Genomic DNA, 19,855 nt, shown 5'->3' with positions numbered 1-19,855 from the left:
ATCAGTATACAGCTAGATTCTATCTTAATAAAGAAATAATCATTTATCACGGTTCTACCTATTGTTTGCTACTTGCATTTTTATGTGCTAAAAGCTAAACTTTATAAAGATAGAATAGAAGAAATCACATTAATGGGGGCGTCCTCATGGAGAAAAAAACACAAGCTTCCTTCCAAGAAAAAGCTTTAGAATTGTTATTGGAAGATGCAGATAAAATAGCTCGTTTAATTAAAGTGCAAATGGACCATTTAACGATGCCACAGTGTCCTTTGTATGAAGAAGTGTTGGATACACAAATGTTTGGCTTATCCCGTGAAATCGATTTCGCCGTAAAGTTGGGATTGATTGAACGTGAACAAGGCAGGAAGATTTTGGATACATTAGAAAAGGAATTGTCCTTGTTACATGAAGCATATACAAACACAAACAAGTAACAGAAGACTCAAATCGATTTGATTTGAGTTTTTTTTCTAAAAGAGGTCTTTACTATGAGAAAATATATTTCATACTATATTAGAAATTTTGATTATCCATTATTTTTCGTATATGTGTTCCTATGTTTATTTGGACTTGTCATGATTTATAGTTCCAGTATGATGGTAGCTATTGTCAACGGTAAAGAACCGGATTATTATTATAAAAAACAATTATTTAATTTAGTGGTTGCATTTTTTAGCTTTGTTCTCGGTGCTTTTTTCCCGTATAAACATTATAGTAGGAAAAAAATTATGATGTTTATGGTTGGCTTAATTATCACTTTAATGTTTTGGCTATTGCTATTTGGTACGGGTGAAGCCGAGACGGGATCAAGAAGTTGGATTAATTTATTTGGAATTATGTCATTCCAACCTTCAGAACTCGCAAAACTGATAATCATACTGTATTTTGCTGGTGCCTTTTATAACAAAAGTTTAAAAACACCGATGGTAGACTTACACCCAAACCATATTATTTATCCCATTATAGTATGGATTGCGATTATCTTTTTTGTGGCAAATGAAACTGACATTGGAGCTGTGCTTATTATTTCTGGCATCGCTATAGCAGTTGTTGCCGCAAGTGGAATTCGCATACGAACCTTTTTTAAATTTTTTGCGGAATTAGCACTTTTTGGTGGAGCCATTATTGGAATTTTAGCGTTATTTAAAAGGGATTCAATTTTTACAGAAAATCGAATTGGGAGAATTAAAGCTTTTTTAAATCCATTTGAGTATGAGCAAGGTTCAGGCCTTCAAGTCATTCGAGGCTATATGGCGATTGGTTCTGGTGGATTAGAAGGTGTAGGTCTTGGTCAATCCGTACAAAAACTGGGGTATTTACCGGAACCGCAAACTGATTTTATAATGGCTGTAATTGCGGAAGAATTGGGTTTGTTAGGCGTTATTATTGTACTTGGTGGTTTAGGATTTATCGTATTTAAAGGAATTTTGATTGCTTTGCTTACGAAAGATCCTTTAGCAAGAATGATATCAGCGGGCATTGCTAGCTGGATTGCCATCCAAACCTTTACTAATCTAGGTGGTTTATCGGGACTAATTCCATTAACTGGGGTAACGTTGCCATTCATTAGTTACGGTGGATCATCTATATTGGTTCTATCTTTCGCAATGGGCATATTAATCAATGTTTCTATGTATGAGAAACTAGAAAAAAGAAAACTTAGGGGGACACAATGAGAAAAATTCGTAAATTATTAGTGGCAAACAGAGGGGAAATTGCAATTCGTGTTTTACGAGCTTGCAATGAATTAGACATTAAGACAGTTGCGATTTATTCTCAAGAGGATCGTGCTTCACACCATCGTTATAAAGCTGATGAAGCCTATATCGTTGGTGTTGGGAAAGGTCCAATCGATGCTTATTTAGATATTGAAGGCATCATTGAAATCGCAAAAGAATCAGGAGCAGACGCCATCCATCCAGGTTATGGCTTTTTAGCTGAAAATGTTGAATTTGCGAAACGCTGTGAAGAAGAAGGTATTATTTTCATCGGTCCAAATTCTAGACATTTAGAAATTTTTGGAGATAAAGTGAAAGCAAGGGAACAAGCAATTCTTGCGGGAATTCCAGTTATTCCTGGTAGCGATGGCCCTGTTTCATCCTTTGAGGAATTAGAGCGCTTTGCAGATGATGTAGGTTATCCAGTGATGATTAAAGCGGCGCTTGGCGGTGGCGGTCGAGGAATGCGATTGGTGCATTCAAAAGACGAATTACAGAGTGCCTATGAAAGGGCAAAATCAGAAGCAAAGGCTGCTTTTGGTTCCGATGAAGTATACGTGGAAAAAGCGATTATTAAACCGAAACATATAGAAGTGCAAATTTTAGGGGACAAAACAGGCAATATCGTTCATTTATATGAGCGTGATTGTTCTATTCAGCGTCGTCATCAAAAAGTGGTAGAGATTGCGCCATCGATTTCGCTTTCAGAATATTTGAGAAACTCCATTTGTGAAGCTGCAGTTAAGTTGATGAAAAACGTTGAATACGTGAATGCTGGAACAGTAGAATTTTTAGTTTCCGGTGACGACTTCTATTTCATCGAAGTGAATCCGCGTATTCAAGTAGAACATACGATTACTGAAATGATTACGGGCATTGATATTGTTCATGCGCAAATTAAAATTGCAGAAGGGTACAATCTTCATTCCAAAGAAATCGGAATCCCTGAACAAAGTGAAATTCCTTTATTTGGACATGCGATTCAATCTCGCGTTACAACAGAAGATCCAGCAAATAATTTTATGCCGGATACAGGAAAAATCATGGTTTATCGTTCAAGCGGTGGATTCGGGGTGCGCTTAGATGCAGGCAACGGATTCCAAGGAGCTGTTGTAACCCCTTATTACGATTCTTTGCTTGTCAAAATTTCCACTTGGGGTAGAACATTTAAAGAAGCTGCTGCGAAAATGGATCGAAACTTGCGTGAATTCCGAATTCGTGGTGTAAAAACGAACATTCCATTTTTAACAAATGTTGTTTTACATGAGAAGTTTTTATCTGGTGATTTTGATACAAGTTTTATTGATTCAACCCCTGAATTATTTAACTTTGCTACACGCAAAGACCGCGGTACAAAGTTATTGAGATATATCGGGGATGTAACATTAAATGGCTTCCCTGGAATTGAGAAAAAGAAGAAACCGATTTTTGTCAAACCGACAAAACCGAAATTGGATATTAAAAACACTGAGATACCACGGGGAACAAAACAACTTTTAGACGAACAAGGTCCAGAGGGGGTTGTTCGTTGGATTAAGGAGCAACAAGATGTATTGTTAACGGATACAACATTCCGTGATGCTCACCAGTCGCTCTTAGCAACCCGAGTTCGCAGCCAAGATATGTATCAAATTGCAGATTATAATGCTCGCATGTTGCATAATTTCTTCTCATTAGAACTTTGGGGTGGCGCAACATTTGACGTGAGTTACCGCTTCTTAAAAGAAGATCCATGGGAAAGACTTGTGAAACTCCGTGAACAAATTCCGAATATATTATTCCAAATGTTGTTCCGTGGTGCTAATGCGGTAGGTTATACAAACTATCCAGATAACTTAATTCGCGAATTTATTAAAGAAGCTGCAAATGCAGGAATTGACGTATTCCGAATTTTCGATAGCTTAAACTGGATTAAAGGTATGGAAATTGCCATCGATGAAGTTCGAAACACAGGCAAAATCGCAGAAGCTGCGATCTGTTATACTGGCGATATTTTAGATCCAACTCGTTCGAAATATACAATTCAATACTATAAAGAAATGTCGAAGGAATTGGAGCGAGCTGGAGCACATATTTTAGCCATCAAAGATATGGCGGGATTATTGAAGCCAGAAGCTGCTTATGTGCTTATTTCTGAACTAAAAGAAGCTGTAGACTTGCCAATCCATTTGCATACTCATGACACGAGCGGCAATGGAATTTACACATATGCAAAAGCTATTGAAGCGGGTGTTGATATTGTTGATACGGCATTAAGTTCCATGGCAGGTTTAACATCTCAGCCTAGTGCAAATACACTTTATTATGCCATGAGCGGCTCAAATCGACAAGTACGTGCGGATATCGATTCTCTTGAGCAATTATCCTATTATTGGCAAGATGTTCGAGAGTTTTATCGAGATTTTGAGAGCGGCATGAAAAGCCCGCATTCAGAAATTTATGTTCATGAAATGCCTGGTGGTCAGTATAGTAACCTACAGCAACAAGCGAAAGCAGTTGGCCTTGCTGATCGCTGGGATGAAGTGAAAAAGATGTACTCTCGTGTTAACTTATTATTTGGCGACATCGTTAAAGTAACGCCATCATCTAAAGTTGTTGGCGACATGGCATTATTCATGGTTCAAAATGATTTAAATGAGGAAAACATTTTAGAAAAAGGAAAAACGATTGATTTCCCTGATTCTGTAGTTGAATTTTTCCAAGGATATTTAGGTCAGCCTCACGGTGGTTTCCCTGAAGAACTACAAAAAGTAATATTAAAAGATCGAAAACCGATTACAGTTCGACCTGGTGAATTATTAGAACCAGTTGATTTTGACAAATTGAAAGAAGAACTGGAGAAAAAAGTTAACAAATCGTTAACGAAAAAAGATGTTATCTCCTATGCACTTTATCCAAAAGTAGTTGAAGATTACTTTAAAGCTGTTGAAAAATATGGCAACCTTTCTGCTTTAGATACGCCTTCATTCCTATATGGTTTAAGAATCGGAGAGGAAATTGAAGTAGAAATTGAAAAAGGAAAAACACTTATTATTAAATTAGTATCGATTGGTGAAGCAGAACACGATGGAACGAGAGTTATTTACTTCGAATTTAACGGTCAACCTCGTGAAGTCGTAGTTGAAGATTTAACGGTTGAAGCAGATGGAACAATTGCTATTAAGGCAGATCCGAATAATCCGAATCAAATTGGTGCAACAATGCCTGGAACGGTATTAAAAGTTCTTGTATCAAATGGTAGTCGTGTAAAACGTGGAGATCATTTATTAATTACAGAAGCAATGAAGATGGAAACGACTGTACAAGCACCTAACGATGGGGTTATAAAAGAAATTTACGCGAAACCAGGCGATGCCATTTCAACTGGTGACTTATTAATTGAACTTGAATAATGTAAGAATATGAAATTTCATAAATGGAGCGAATTTAGAAAGCGATATGTTTTCTAATTCGCTCATTTTTTTTTAATATTTGGTTGATAAATTCTCTAGAGCGTAAGAAATATAGTAGTATAGCAATTATTGCTTGGGGAATATCTTTAAGGATTTGAAGATTCGATTCAATAGTAATGAAATAAAAATGGATTGCCTCTCATTAAGAGAACAATCCACATGAAAATTATCTTTTATTTTCGTTATAAGAACTACGGGCAACTAATAAAATCATATAACATAACAGTCCGAACAATAGTGTAATAAACAATGAATGCAGTAAGGACACGACTAAATTTAATTGAGTCAAGATAATGAACATGCCTGCAATAATTTGCAAAGCAACAAGAATAAACGCGATAATCCAGCCCCAATAAATAACCCGTTGATCTTTATAATGTTTAAAGGCATGAATCATAATATATAAAATCCAAATGAAAATTAATAATGCGGCTAAACGATGCCCCATGTGCACCCATTCATACATTTTGCTAGGTAAACTAAATGGTTTATCGTTATAGCAAAACGGCCAACTAGGGCATGTTAAACTTGATCCTGTATGTCTAACTAGCGCTCCGGTATATATTACTATGTATGAATAAAGGGTAACACCAATGGTATGCCACTTTAATTTTCTACGAATAATAACCCGATCAGCATCAAATTTCTGATCGACTTCGAAAACAATCATTGCGAGCAACATTACGGCTGCAAAGGAAATAAGGGAAATACCAAAGTGCAGGGCTAAAATAAAATCGCCTTGTCCCCAAAGTACTTGGGCAGCACCAATTAATGCTTGCAATACAAGGAAAAAGATTGCTAGAAATCCTAAAAATTTAACTTCCTTAACGTGACTGAGAGATCTCCATGTCCAAAAAACTAATATTAAAACTAGGATGGAGACTGCCCCGGTAACAAAGCGATGGGAAAACTCAATCAACACTTCAGTAGTAATTTCTTTCGGAATCAATGATCCGTTACAATCTGGCCAATTTCGACCACAGCCTAAACCGCTATCCGTTTTTGTTACGAGAGCTCCCCCTAATAGAATAAGCAACATACCAAGGGTAGTAGCTACTGCAACCCATTTTAATATCCAATAATACCTGTGTTGCATTAATTGACACCTACTTTTATACTCTGTAAAAATTGCATGAAAAAAGCTATGCTTTTATGATGATAGCGAATTCATACAAAAAAGACAACTTCAAAGAATTCGCACGAAATAATTGATATGAAATTTCACAAACTGTTCACAGAAATGTGAAAAAGATTTCACAAAAATACTATTAATTGATAGTTCCTTATAATATGCTTTGTAGTAAAGTAGAAATTAAAGTCATTGAACTTGGTGTTTCACACAAAATTCACCTTATAATCTAGAAATTTGGCACAAAGTTCGATATAGTAGAATTTAGTAAGTAAAGCTTACAATTTTGAAAGGAAAAAAAGGAGGGAAATAATAGCGGGCTGAAATTTTGAGGCATTGAATTTTCTTGCCAATATAATGATCGTCATAGTAAACTCAGAGCTAGTGAAAATGGAGCTCATGGGGAAACTGTGTTTTCATTAGGACATGTATGTAATAAATGCATGGAGTTATATTTAAATTTTTATTTTAAAAAAATGTCATTCATCTAATGAAAATTGTATGTTAATATGGTTATTGTTTCATTTTTATGTATAAACTGCTAAATAGCGGTTTTTGCACTTATTAAGCACCATTATTAGATTAAGTACTGTTTATACTAAGTATATGTTGTATTAGTTTGATTGATGATATGAATTACAGTAAAAATTTCACTCATTAATTAACAGTTTTATACCATCAGGGATTCTTTCTTCAATAAAGAATTCAAATAGATAGAGCCATAATGTCCTGTTAGACAAGACAATCAAAAGAAAGAGGGGTTTAATTAAGCTATGAAGAAAGGGCTTAAAAAATGGTCTCTTTTCCCGTTATTAGCAGCATTTGCTATTATTTTATCGGGCTGTGGTGAAGAGTATATTTCAACACTTCGACCATCTGGTGCTGTCGGAAAAGAGCAATTTAATCTACTATTACTAGCTACAAGCATCATGACGTTAGTAGTTATAGTAGTTTCAGTTCTTTATTTACTTACTTTCGCGAAATTCCGTCGCTCTAAACTCGGCGAAGATTACATGCCAAAACAAGTGGAAGGTAGCCACACTTTAGAAGTAATTTGGACAGTTATCCCAATTATTCTTTTATTAATTTTATCTGTTCCAACTATTTTGGCTACTTATAAATTTGCCGATGTATCTGCTATGGATGAAGTGGATGAGGAAGGTAATCCAACTGCGCTAACAGTAAATGTTACTGCAAAATTATATTGGTGGGAATTTGAATATCCTGAATATGGTATTGTCACTGCTCAAGAACTAGTTGTTCCAACAAATGAAAAGGTTTACTTCAACTTAAAAGCAGCTGACGTTAAACACTCATTCTGGATTCCTGCAATCGGCGGAAAAATCGATACTAACGTTGAAAACGTAAATAAATTCTATCTAGTATTCGATAAAGAATCTGCAGGCTTAAACGATGGAGAAGGTGTATGGTACGGAAAATGTGCTGAACTTTGCGGTCCTTCTCACGCATTAATGGATTTCAAAGTAAAATCATTAAATCGTCAAGACTTTGATGCTTGGGTAGCTGCTATGCAAGCTACAGAAGGTCAAACAGCTTCTACTGATTCAACAGATTTAGGTGAAGCAGTATTTGCTCAAAATTGCTTAGGATGTCACGCAGTATCTGCTGTTGGCCCTGCCGGTGCAATGGGTCCTAACTTAGCAACATTTGGTGATCGCAACCGTGTTGCAGGATTCTTAGAGCATACGAAAGAGAACGTAGAAGCATGGATTAAAGATCCTGAAAAGTATAAACCAGGCAACTTAATGACTGACATGTATAAAGAATTAACTGATGAGGAAGTAAGTGCTGTAGCTGATTACTTAATGAGCTTATCAGTTGAAAAATAATCATTTAAAAGATATAGATAGAGATTAATTAAGGAGGTTAAAGTTGTGAGCTCAGTAGCAGTCACAAAGAAAAAGGGCGTGGGTGCGGTTATTTGGGACTATTTAACAACTGTTGACCATAAAAAACTTGCGGTATTGTACCTATTCTCTGGGCTATTATTCTTTGCTATCGCAGGTTTTGAAGCGCTTTTAATGCGCATTCAACTAATGTTTCCAAATAGCGACTTTATTTCTGCCGGTACTTTCAATGAGTTATTAACAATGCACGGTACAACAATGCTCTTTTTAGCAGCAACACCACTATTATTCGGCTTTATGAACATGGTTGTACCTTTACAAATTGGTGCTCGTGACGTAGCATTCCCATTCCTGAACTCATTAGGATTTTGGTTATTCTTCTTAGGTGCTACATTCTTGCACTTATCATTCTTTATGGGTGGAGCACCTGATGCTGGTTGGACTTCATATGCATCATTATCTTTATATTCACCTGGACATGGTATTGACTTCTATGTATTAGGTTTACAGATTTCTGGTGCAGGTACATTAATTTCTGGTATTAACTTCATTGTTACTATTATCACTATGCGTGCACCAGGTATGACATTTATGCGTATGCCTTTATTTACTTGGACATCGCTAATCTCTAGTACATTAATTTTATTCGCATTCCCTCCACTTACTGTAGGGTTATTCTTGATGTTAGTTGACCGTATGTTCGATGCTAACTTCTTCGATCATACAATGGGTGGTAATACGATTATTTGGGAGCACTTATTCTGGATTTTCGGTCACCCTGAAGTGTATATCTTAGTATTGCCAGCATTCGGTTTATTCTCTGAAATTATTCCGGTATTTGCTCGTAAACGTTTATTTGGATACTCTTCAATGGTATTCGCGACAATCTTAATCGGTTTCTTAGGATTCATGGTTTGGGCTCACCACATGTTTACAACTGGTCTTGGTGCAACAGCTAACGCTATTTTCGCAGTTGCAACAATGGCGATTGCTGTTCCAACAGGTATGAAAGTATTTAACTGGATTCTGACAATTTGGGGCGGTTCTATTAAAGTTACTGTACCAATGATTTACGCTTTAGGATTTATCCCATCTTTCGTTGCTGGTGGGGTAACAGGTGTAATGCAGGCAACTGCACCACTTGACTATCAATTACACGATTCATACTTTATCGTTGCACACTTCCACTACGTAATCGTTGGTGGTATCGTAACGGCAATCTTTGCATCATTCCACTTCTATTGGCCGTTATTCTTCAACCGTGCAATGAGCGAAAAATTAGGTTATTGGACATTCTGGATTTTCTTTATCGGATTCCATTTAACATTCTTTGTACAGCACTTCCTTGGATTAATGGGTATGCCACGCCGCGTATTCACTTACATGGAAGGTCAAGGTTGGGATTTATTCAACTTCATTTCATCCATCGGTGCGATTATGATGGCAATTGGTGTAGTGCTAATGGTTATTAACATGTTGTTATCAATTAAATCGGAACCATTAAACTGCCGCGATTACTGGGGAGATGGACGTTCTTTAGAATGGGCATTAAAAACTCCTATTCCATTCTATAACTTTAAACAAACTCCACTTGTTCGTGGATTTGACCCATATTGGATTGAAAAACAAGAAGGAAATCCTGAAGGCATGACATATGCAGAGCCACTTGGCGATGTTCATATGCCAAATAACTCAATTTTACCGCTTATTATGTCAATCGGATTATTCGTTGCTGCATTTGGTGCATTATATCATCCAGATGGAGAATCTTGGTCAGTACCAGTAATGGTAATTGGAATTGGTATTACTGTACTTGCAATGATTGTTCGTTCAGTAAAAGATGATTTAGGATATCACTTACATGCAGAAGAAATTATTGAAATTGAAAATGAGCTTTATGGAAAAGGGGGAAATAAATAATGTTAAATACTAAATTCACCCCTCAAACTTGGCCAGAACACCCAGAACAAGCAACACATGAAGGTAAAAATAAGTACGTAGGTATTTGGATTTTCATTTGTAGCGATATTGTGTTATTCGCAAGTTTATTTGCAACATACATTTCTTTGAGAAACAAAGGTCCAGCAGGTATGCAGTTCACATCTCAAGAACTATTTGAATTACCATTGGCCTTTGTGATGACGATGTTCCTTTTAACATCATCATTAACTTCTGTATATGCGATGTATCATTTGAAAAACTATAATTTCAAAGGGGTTCAACTTTGGACTGGAGTAACAGTTCTTCTTGGACTTGGCTTCCTTGCCCTTGAAATTTATGAGTTCTATCACTATGTACACATTGGTTTTGGTTATACTCAATCTGCGTTCTCTTCAGCATTCTTTACACTTGTAGGAACGCACGGTCTTCACGTAATTATCGGATTAGTTTGGATGATCTGCTTAATCGTCCGTAATGCTAGTCGTGGTCTGAATCTATACAACGCACCTAAATACTTTGTAGCGTCCATTTATTGGCACTTTATTGACGTTGTTTGGGTATTCATCTTTACGGTAGTATACCTCATGGGGGTGTTAGGATAATATGAGTCACGATACTGAGATTCAAGGTAGAAGCCAGTCCCAATACGAATTTGATCGCAGAAAAAGCGCAGTACAAATGCGCAAGCAAGTTATTAATTTTGCGATTATGATTTTCTTAACATTCGTTGCATTTGCAACAGTTGTTGCTGACTTTGCACCAACTTTTATTAAACCAGTGATCTTACTATTAGCTGGTATTCAAGTTGTATTACAACTATATTCCTTCATGCATATGGATGATAAACATGCACCTTTTATCGGTGTAATCTCCACTTTTGTATGGGTAGGAGCTGTCATTGCATTCACATTCTTCTTGGCATTTAACACAATTATTTGGTGGTAATGAAAATGGCTGTCTAGAATTTCTAGGCAGCCATTCTTACATATATTTACTTTTGAAAAATATCATATTTTCTTCAAAAAGATGGCCTTTTTATTACATTTCGTATAGTGAAATAATGATATAATGTCAATAGAACTTTGCTATTTTTACTACTTGGTTTTAAGGAGCGATAATATGCCTTTAAGTATATTTGGGTTTCAAGCTTTGTGGAGCCCATATATGATTGGGACATTGATTTTTTTAGTCATTGTCTATTTTCTCATTACAATTCGTTGGAGAAGTGATTTTAAAGAGAGTGAACCATTGAAGAAACGAGAGGCGATTTACTTTGTTTTAGGAATCGTGCTTTTATATGTAATAAAAGGATCGCCGATTGATTTAATGTCGAATATAACGTTTACAATGCATATGGTTCAAATGGCCTTTTATTTGCTATTACTACCAATATTGATTATTAAAGGAATTCCATGGTGGGTTTGGAAAGTCGTAGTTGAGTTTCCGGTAGTCAATAAACTAATTAAAGTGTTTACAAATCCGATCGTTTCGGTACTGGGTTTTGCATTAACTTTCTCTGTATATCATATTCCTTTAGTATTTGACTACATTAAAATTGATGAAACTTTACATGGTTTAGCTAGTCTTGTATTGTTTTTATCTGCCTTTTTTATGTACTGGCCACTTGTGAATGAAGTGCCAGGGCAACCGAAATTAAAAGGGTTGTACAAGATTGGATATATAATTGCTACAGCTGTTGTAATAACTCCTGCTTGTGCATTAATTATTTTTACAAAAGATCCTGTCTATGCAACATATACTGATGGAGAAGCATGGTTAAGAGCAATGGCTCTATGTGTGCCGGATCAAACTCTAGCTAGCATAAGTACAACAGTTCAACTATCTGGTCCAGAATTGTTTACGAATTTATCACCAATTCGTGACCAACAATTGGGCGGAGTACTTATGAAAATTATCCAAGAAATAATTTTAGGAATTTTGCTGTATTTTGTATTCATCGACTGGTGGAGAGATGAACACAAAATTAGTGAAGAAGAAATTACTGCAAAAGCATATAGTGAGTTTCAAGCGAAAAAAAGAAATCAATATTAAGAATAGGAGTTTGTAAAGAATGGGCGTACCAATTTTACCAACTATCAGCACAGCCTTCATCGTTATAAGTGCAATTTTAGTTGCAATTGGATGGGGGTTAATCATTAAAGGAAAAAAAGAAGCACATAAAAAAGTAATGTTGGCAGCTGGTGTTAGTGCATTAACATTCTTTATTATTTATGCTAGTCGAACTATCTTTATTGGTAATACGTCTTTTGGTGGACCAGAAGAGTTAAAAATATATTATACATTCTTCTTATTTTTCCATATCCTATTAGCTACAGTAGGAGCTGTTTTTGGTATTGTTAGCATTGTGACAGGATTAAGGGAAAAGTATCGCACTCATAATCGACTTGGACCGATTACGAGTATTATATGGTTCTTTACTGCCATTACAGGCGTTATTGTCTATTTACTTCTATATGTTATTTATGAAGGCGGAGAAACTACTTCTGTCATTAAAGCAATATTTGGATTTTAATAGGAGCTAATTTAATAGCTCCTTTTTTTATTTCTATTTTTTAAGTAAAATTTGAAGCAAAAATAAAAAGAGGCTATTCAGCTGCCTCTTTTGTAAAATGAATATATGAGTGCATTAAGCGATGCCTAATTCGGCTAAATCTTTTTTCACATTTTCTAAAATCGTTTCACATTTTTTTACTAAATGAGTTGGGAATACTTCATCATCACCGTATTCTACGCCATGTGGATAATAATATTTACCAAGTGCAGGTTTTAAGATTTTTAAAGTTGCAGTGTTATTTCCGCAGTCACCTGAAATTGCTGTGCAGAATACGCGTAGATAATAACGGCCTTCTTTTATATCGAAGCGTTTGTCAAATGTCATACGATCATAGTCCCATGCGCCATGGCATTCTAAACCGTTTTTTTCCATAATATCAACAAGTACTGCTTGGTCTACTACTATATCTTCAAGCGTTTTGTTTTCGAAATACATGAATGTTCCTCCTTTAGTTACATCGCACAAAATTTTACGCATAATTTTATAATAGTGCAATTTCTCAAGAGTTGCAATGACAACATTGTGTCATACAAGATAAATTTAGTATAATGAAACCATTATAGCAAAGGATATGAATCGTATGAAAACTCTTTTTCGAATATTAATTGTCCTTTTTTCTTTAGCTATTGTGTATTATTATACATCAGATTCAACTAGTGAATTAAAACCTTTAGAAGGACCAAATTTGAAATCTACTGTCATTCCAAAAACAGAAATTCCAGATGGGTTTGAAGATGCTTTACCAAGACCGGAAGCGGGGGTCTCTACATACATAAATCAAGAAAGTAATATATTATTGAAAGAGTTTGGTGAACCGAATCGCATCGACCAAAGCGCCTATGGTTATGAATGGTGGATTTATAATCATGATAGTAATTCCTTTGCCATGTTTGGTGTTGATCACGGGAAAATTACTCAAGTATACATAGCTGGTGAAAATATGGATGCCACTCCTTATAAAATTGGCCAAACCCTTGATGAAATTTATCGAATGACGATAGTTAATCCGGAGATATCAGTCAAAATAGGGGAAAATATTTACATCTTTTCATTGACAGAATACGATATGCACACTCGGATTTTAGTAAAATTTGACGGTGTTTTTGCTCAATTATATATTGACCAATTCACTGATACTTTAATTGGAATTCGATTTATTAACAGCGAAACCCTTATTAAACATCGGCCATATGAGATGACTTTTGTAGGGGATCTCATTCCAACGCTTAATTTAAATTCTTATGTGTTACAACAAAGCAATGAAGGCTATTCGAGACAATTGTTTGATATTGTAAATGTTTTTCGTAAAAAAGAACGTGTGACTGCTTTACAATGGGATGTTGATGCAAGTATCGTTGCAATGGAACATAGTGAAGAAATGTATATGGAAAATTATTTATCACATGATTCTCCGAAATTCGGTTCTTTAAAAGATCGTTTAGAATCTCATTCTGTTTCATATAATGAAGCTGGCGAAAACTTGGCAACTGCATATTACGATGCCATTGAAGCTGCCCACGGTTGGTTCAATTCGGAAGACCATCGTCAATTAATTTTGAATGATGATTTCACTCATGTAGGATCAGGCGTTTTCATTAATTATTATACTCAAATCTTTCTTAATAAATAATGAGCCGTTATATAAAAGTTCACCATATCCCACAGGGATAATGGTGCTTTTTTTTTAAAAGGGGATACGGGATTATTGTTGATCCTTTTCTGACAGTGTCACATTAGCGACCTAGGCATATGATAGGGAAAAGGAGTGACACAGTGCAATTAGCAGAATTATTGAAAGATTGGCCATGTACGGTAAAAGGCGGTTCCATCCGTGTAGAAGTAAATGGCGTTGAAGACTATGCACAACATGTAAAACCCGGTGATTTATTTGTTGTACGAAAAGGAAGAAAATTTGATGGATATCAGTATATTGATTTGGCTGTAAAAAATGGAGCAGTTGGAGTTGTCATTGAAGATGAAACACAACTTGATCAATTAAAGTTATCCGTTCCACTTATTTGGGTACCAAACTGTTTAAAATTCATGTCATTTAGTGCTGCAAAAATTTATCGATTTCCAGCAGAAGCGATGCAAGTGATTGCCATTACAGGGACGAATGGAAAAACGACTGTGAGCCATTTTATTGGTCAATTATTACAAGCACTACATAAAAAAGTAATGGTAATTGGAACGAATGGAGTTTTTATAAACGGTGAAGAATTACAAATAGAATATGAAGCATTAACAACGCTACAACCAAAACATTTACACAAAATATTGCAATACGCAGTACGCAATAAAGTTCAATATGTCGTACTTGAAGCATCTTCCATGGGGTTATCTACTCATCGACTAGATGATTGTGATATTGATATTGGCGTATTTTTAAATTTAGCGGAAGATCATATTGAAGATCACGGTTCTTACGAGAAGTATAAACAATCAAAACAAATTTTGGCTCAACTAGCAGATAAATTAGTACTAAATGGTGATGATTCATTTTGTCGCACAGTAGGCTTACAATCGAAAAAGGAAAAAACTTATTTTGGTCTTGGAAATCGTGTAAATTATCAATTGCAACTATTAGCAGAGGGAAATCATCATTCCACTTGCTGTTTACAGAGCGATAAAGGTCAAAAAGTATTTACTTTGCCATTCGTAGGAGAACATCAATTGCAAAATGCTATTGCAGCAATTACGACAGTAAGCGAATTAGGCTTTTCTATCGAAAATATTTGTGAAGCGGCAGAGCAGTTGCGATTGCCTAAAGGTCGGCTTGAGTCCATTCCAAACCATTTAAATTTGTCTATTTATATCGATTATGCCCATACAGAAGCAGCACTTAGAGCAATATTGAAAACATTAAGAAAAACTGCCAAAGGTGATTTAATATTAGTCTTTAGTTGTGGTGGAGATCGAGATAAACATAAACGAATTAAAATGGGAGCAGTAGCTACAAAGTATGCAGATATGATTTATTTAACAACAGACAATCCAAGAAGTGAAGATCCTGCATATATTAATTCTCAAATTGCAGCTGGTTTTATATCCACTCAAAAATATGAAATGATTTTAGATCGGGCAGAAGCTATAGAGAAGGCGATTTTATCTGCAAAAGAAGGAGATACGATTGTTATTGCAGGTAAAGGCCATGAAACGACACAAACGTTTAAAGATAAGGAGATTTATTTTTCCGATTATGAGTGTGTGCAATCTGTATTAGCTAAATCGTTAAAAAATAAAGTGGATGATTGCCAGTCTCAATAATTTCAAAATGAAGGTCAAGAAAACAAGTATTGCAAATTTAAACTTTGTTCAAATTTTGCTATGATAGATGTACAGATTGGAGGAATAAATGATGATGATGACATCAGAATGGGCCTTCATTTTAGATGAAGCGGATGCGTTAAGCTCAATGATTCTCAGTTCTGAGCCCGTACGCAATTATCAACAAGCTCATCATGCTGTATATAGTGATAGAGTATTAGTTGAAAAAATTGCCGCATTTAATCGAATGAAAGTGCAGTACGAGGATGTACAACGCTTTGGCAAATATCATCCCGATTATCATTCAATTATGAAAGAAATCAGGAAGTTGAAGAGAGAGCTGGATCTTGATGAAAAAGTAGCGAATTTAAAGCTTGCGGAAAATGAGCTGCAAGATATGCTGGATGAAATAAGTCTTATTATCGGAAAGTCTGTTTCTGAAGCGGTTAAAGTTCCAGTTAGCAACCCATTTTTTGAAACATCTTGCAGTTCAGGCGGATGCGGATCAGGTGGAAGTTGCTCCTGTTCAGCTTGATTTCGTGTGATATATTTAGTTTATAAATGAACGGCTTAAGTTATTAATGCTTAAGCCGTTTTTTATTGTGCGCCCGGCATGTACATGAACTATAGGGTGTAAGTCCCGAACCCCGAAGACAGAAGTAGAGGTTAGCCAAGAGCAAGGGTGTCCGTGGTGACGCGGAATCTGAAGGAAGCTGGAGGCAAAACACCGGTCCGAGGAACACGAACCTCATATAAGGCTAGGTATGATTGAGTGAGTTTGCAAAACAAAACAAAGCTCTTTCTGTCGAAGGTCATATCGAGTAGATGAGGCGGATAGATGGTGTGAAAGTGCATGTACTTACCCGGGGAGGTCTGGCGGATAGGTGAAGTACGCTTCATAACCTACTTAGTGATAAGTAGCTGAACCGTCAGAAGTCAGCAGAGGTCATAGTATTAGTTGGTCTAGAACAACTAAGAAGGACCGAACAATTAAGAGAGAATAGCCCTTGGCATTCAGTGAGTCATGATGAACACAGAAAACGTAGTACCTCACTTGAGGAAGGAAGCGGTGAATCCCGTGGGGGACCTCTTGGAGGGTGGAGTGACCACTGGCATAAAGAGAACAGCTATTCACGGAAGGAGAATAACGATGCTTTTGAATCAAATCCTGTCACGGGAGAACATGCTTCAAGCACTAAAACGTGTAGAACAGAATAAAGGAAGCCACGGAGTAGATATGATGCCCGTACAAAACCTACGACAGCACATAGTCGAAAACTGGCTATCTATTAAGGAGGCAATTCTCAAGGGAACTTATGAACCAATGCCAGTCCGCAGAGTCGAAATCCCGAAACCTGACGGCGGTGTTCGTTTACTAGGAATCCCTACCGTAACAGACCGTTTGATTCAACAAGCAATCGCCCAAGTACTTTCAAAAGTGTATGACCCTACATTCTCTGAAAACAGCTACGGATTTAGACCAAACCGAAGTGCCCATGATGCGGTGAGGAAAGCGAAAGAATATATAAGAGATGGACATCGATGGGTTGTAGATATGGACTTGGAGAAATTCTTTGATAAGGTCAACCATGACAGATTAATGGGTACACTCGCGAAGAGAATCCAAGATAAACCATTACTGAAATTGATTCGTAAGTATTTACAATCGGGAGTCATGATTAATGGTGTGGTGTCAAGCACATTAGAAGGAACTCCACAAGGAGGACCATTAAGTCCGCTACTATCTAACATTGTACTAGATGAACTAGATAAAGAATTGGAAAGAAGAGGACACAAATTCGTTCGATATGCGGATGACTGTAACATTTACGTGAAAAGTAAACGAGCAGGACTTCGCACAATGGCAAGCATTCAACGATTCATTGAAGGAAAACTACGACTGAAAGTAAATGAAAAGAAATCAGCGGTCGACCGTCCATGGAAACGTAAGTTTCTAGGATTTAGCTATACCTATCATAAAGAGCCAAAGGTTCGTATCGCAAAAGAAAGCCTTAAACGAATGAAGAATAAAGTTCGTGAAATCACATCACGCAAGATGCCCTACCCGATGGAATACCGCATTCAGAAACTGAATCAATATCTAATGGGATGGTGTGGATATTTTGCGTTAGCAGACACCAAATCTATATTCCTTGAATTAGATAAATGGATTCGTAGAAGACTTCGAATGTGTCTATGGAAGAACTGGAAGAAACCGAAAACAAAGATACGCAACCTTATTCAACTTGGCGTACCACAATGGCAAGCGTATGAATGGGGAAATACTCGGAAGAGTTATTGGCGTATTTCAAATAGTCCAATATTACACAGAACCCTTGGTAACTCCTATTGGAGAAACCAAGGGCTGAAAAGTCTTGAAGCTCGTTATGAAAACTTGCGTCAATTATCTTAATTGAACCGCCGTATACGGAACCGTACGTACGGTGGTGTGAGAGGACGGGAGTTAATCGCTCCCTCCTACTCGATTGAAGAATTCAAAGACTTTATGAAAGATTTTCCCCTTTTTCTTTATGGTGTTCTACCCAATCCCGAACGAGGGGAACAGCAATATCCGGTCTATCGGTGATAATGCCTTGCGCTCCATTATCTAGTAGTTTTCTCATCAATTCTTCATCGTCAATTACCCAATAATGGACAGGGATATTTAAATTGTTTAAAAAGGCGATAAATTTCGGTGAGTCTAAAGAGAACCTTCCGGACTTTATTGGGATTTGAAAAACATCTACTTTTGGATGATAAAGATGACCAAATTGGCTTGTAAATGCTGCAAACGCTTTTCGGACATCCGATTCTCCAGCTCCTAATGCGACTCGGTTTTGGGCGTACAAATTAAAACGATCCACTTGTTCACTATAGAAGCTCGTTACCACCACTCGATTTTCTGCGTTATATTCTTCAATCAATCTCCAAAGTTTCGAAGGCATTAAACTACCTTCATAAGTTTCTGGACTATCTTTAATATCGATGTTAATAAACATATTTGGGAACTTTTCAAATAACTCTCTTAATGTTACGATTTCTACTTTTTGATTGCGATAAGGGACATTTCCATTGTTATCTTTATAATGGAAACCAAAATTAAAGTTTTTTAGTTCTTCTAGCGTAAAATCTTTTACAGCACCCATTCCATCAGAAGTGCGGTCAATTGTTTCATCATGAAGTACTACAATCTCTTCGTCTTTTGTTAATCGTATATCAATTTCAAAACCATCTACCCCTAGTTCAAAGGATTTTTCAAAAGCAATCATTGTATGTTCAGGTGCAATTAGTGCACCGCCCCTATGTGCTAAGACGACAGGTATATCCATGCTTAATACTTCTTTTCCTTCTCGTTTTTGGGGTTTTAGAAAAGCTTTACTTCCAGCCCATGCTGCTGCACTTGCGGCGGCAATGGCCAGTGCCAGTTTCGTTTTTTTACCCATGACTAGGCCTCCTTTACGAGCTTCTATATATTAACGAATATGAATTCTAAAATCATTACTTGTATAGATTGCATCTTATAAAGATGATTATAACGGAAATTGTAACATCATGTCACGAATGTCAGTTGCTATCAAAAATAACTATATGGTATCCTTTAAATGAAGAAAAGGGGTAATAAAAATGCAAGAACGTCAAGGGCTAATCGTGTATGTTTATCAACTGAAGCATGCTAAAAGCTTGAGAAAGTTTGGAAATGTCCAATACATTTCAAGAAAATTAAAATACGTAGTGCTCTATTGTAATAGAGATGAAATTTCTTATATTAAAAATAAAATACAACGCCTTCCTTTTGTGAAAGACGTTGTTGAATCGTACTTACCGTTTGTAAAAAATGAATTTGAAAATACAAAGTCTAAGAAAGATCAGGACCAAGAATACGATTATAAAATAGGACTTTGAAC

17 protein-coding genes are annotated in these 19,855 nt (G+C 36.3%); 14 read left to right on the top strand and 3 right to left on the bottom strand.

The annotated features are described in order from the left end of the window. Positions 1-146 precede the first annotated feature (146 nt). Genes NSQ18_RS03215 through pyc form a run of 3 tightly spaced genes read left to right on the top strand, consistent with a single transcriptional unit; the run spans position 147 to position 5,110 of the window. The gene (locus NSQ18_RS03215; protein ID WP_016837544.1) at positions 147-434 is read left to right on the top strand and encodes a YlaN family protein; all 288 of its coding nucleotides are present in this window, start codon (positions 147-149) and stop codon (positions 432-434) included. A gap of 54 nt (positions 435-488) precedes the next feature. Continuing rightward, complete coding sequence (locus NSQ18_RS03210; protein WP_339288937.1) at positions 489-1,676, top strand: putative peptidoglycan glycosyltransferase FtsW; 1,188 nt, start codon at positions 489-491, stop codon at positions 1,674-1,676. Next, complete coding sequence (gene pyc, locus NSQ18_RS03205) at positions 1,673-5,110, top strand: pyruvate carboxylase (protein ID WP_016837542.1); 3,438 nt, start codon at positions 1,673-1,675, stop codon at positions 5,108-5,110. Before NSQ18_RS03210 ends, pyc begins: the two co-directional genes overlap by 4 nt. 226 nt (positions 5,111-5,336) lie before the next feature. Here the strand turns inward: pyc and NSQ18_RS03200 are convergent, their stop codons facing one another. Beyond that, positions 5,337-6,266: a heme A synthase gene (locus NSQ18_RS03200; protein WP_016837541.1), complete on the bottom strand. Its 930-nt coding sequence runs from the start codon at positions 6,264-6,266 to the stop codon at positions 5,337-5,339. Positions 6,267-7,072: 806 nt separating this feature from the next. Here NSQ18_RS03200 and coxB point away from each other — a divergent pair. From coxB to NSQ18_RS03170, 6 genes are all read left to right on the top strand, one after another. After that, positions 7,073-8,149 carry a cytochrome c oxidase subunit II gene (gene coxB, locus NSQ18_RS03195; RefSeq protein WP_339288935.1) on the top strand — a complete coding sequence of 359 codons (1,077 nt, stop codon included), beginning with the start codon at positions 7,073-7,075 and terminating at the stop codon, positions 8,147-8,149. Between the two features lie 45 nt (positions 8,150-8,194). Then, positions 8,195-10,087: a cytochrome c oxidase subunit I gene (locus NSQ18_RS03190; RefSeq protein ID WP_339288933.1), complete on the top strand. Its 1,893-nt coding sequence runs from the start codon at positions 8,195-8,197 to the stop codon at positions 10,085-10,087. Continuing rightward, positions 10,084-10,710 carry a cytochrome (ubi)quinol oxidase subunit III gene (locus NSQ18_RS03185; RefSeq protein WP_026019003.1) on the top strand — a complete coding sequence of 209 codons (627 nt, stop codon included), beginning with the start codon at positions 10,084-10,086 and terminating at the stop codon, positions 10,708-10,710. The genes NSQ18_RS03190 and NSQ18_RS03185 overlap by 4 nt, the downstream gene beginning before the upstream one ends. Before the next feature lies 1 nt (position 10,711). After that, on the top strand, positions 10,712-11,053 hold the full coding sequence (locus tag NSQ18_RS03180; protein ID WP_016837537.1) for a cytochrome C oxidase subunit IV family protein: 342 nt from the start codon (positions 10,712-10,714) through the stop codon (positions 11,051-11,053). A gap of 174 nt (positions 11,054-11,227) precedes the next feature. After that, entirely contained in the window at positions 11,228-12,160 is a 933-nt protein-coding gene (gene ctaG / locus NSQ18_RS03175; RefSeq protein WP_016837536.1) for a cytochrome c oxidase assembly factor CtaG, read from the top strand. Between the two features lie 19 nt (positions 12,161-12,179). Next, positions 12,180-12,641: a DUF420 domain-containing protein gene (locus NSQ18_RS03170; protein WP_339288930.1), complete on the top strand. Its 462-nt coding sequence runs from the start codon at positions 12,180-12,182 to the stop codon at positions 12,639-12,641. Positions 12,642-12,755: 114 nt separating this feature from the next. Here the strand turns inward: NSQ18_RS03170 and NSQ18_RS03165 are convergent, their stop codons facing one another. After that, positions 12,756-13,118 (bottom strand): YugN family protein, encoded by a 363-nt coding sequence (locus NSQ18_RS03165; protein WP_339288928.1) that lies wholly within the window; start codon positions 13,116-13,118, stop codon positions 12,756-12,758. 145 nt (positions 13,119-13,263) lie between these two features. Between NSQ18_RS03165 and NSQ18_RS03160 the strand changes: the two genes are divergently transcribed. From NSQ18_RS03160 to ltrA, 4 genes are all read left to right on the top strand, one after another. Beyond that, complete coding sequence (locus NSQ18_RS03160; protein ID WP_016837533.1) at positions 13,264-14,313, top strand: CAP domain-containing protein; 1,050 nt, start codon at positions 13,264-13,266, stop codon at positions 14,311-14,313. A gap of 143 nt (positions 14,314-14,456) precedes the next feature. Beyond that, entirely contained in the window at positions 14,457-15,950 is a 1,494-nt protein-coding gene (locus NSQ18_RS03155) for a UDP-N-acetylmuramoyl-L-alanyl-D-glutamate--2,6-diaminopimelate ligase (protein ID WP_339288926.1), read from the top strand. 91 nt (positions 15,951-16,041) lie between these two features. After that, complete coding sequence (locus NSQ18_RS03150; protein ID WP_339289586.1) at positions 16,042-16,485, top strand: YlbF family regulator; 444 nt, start codon at positions 16,042-16,044, stop codon at positions 16,483-16,485. A 615-nt stretch (positions 16,486-17,100) separates the two neighbouring features. Further along, the gene (ltrA, locus tag NSQ18_RS03145; protein ID WP_339289584.1) at positions 17,101-18,363 is read left to right on the top strand and encodes a group II intron reverse transcriptase/maturase; all 1,263 of its coding nucleotides are present in this window, start codon (positions 17,101-17,103) and stop codon (positions 18,361-18,363) included. Between the two features lie 91 nt (positions 18,364-18,454). Here ltrA and NSQ18_RS03140 read toward each other — a convergent pair whose 3' ends face one another. Beyond that, positions 18,455-19,393, bottom strand: coding sequence for a glycerophosphodiester phosphodiesterase (locus tag NSQ18_RS03140; RefSeq protein ID WP_016837530.1), 939 nt, complete (start codon positions 19,391-19,393; stop codon positions 18,455-18,457). 181 nt (positions 19,394-19,574) lie between these two features. On the opposite strand from NSQ18_RS03140, the gene NSQ18_RS03135 reads away from it, so the two are divergent. Further along, positions 19,575-19,853, top strand: coding sequence for a DUF2129 domain-containing protein (locus NSQ18_RS03135; RefSeq protein WP_016837529.1), 279 nt, complete (start codon positions 19,575-19,577; stop codon positions 19,851-19,853). The last annotated feature ends 2 nt before the right edge of the window (positions 19,854-19,855 follow it).

This window comes from Ureibacillus sp. FSL K6-0786 (assembly GCF_037965165.1).
GTDB classification, from domain to species: Bacteria; Bacillota; Bacilli; order Bacillales_A; family Planococcaceae; genus Ureibacillus; species Ureibacillus thermosphaericus.
This window is presented reverse-complemented; position numbering and strand designations above follow the sequence as displayed.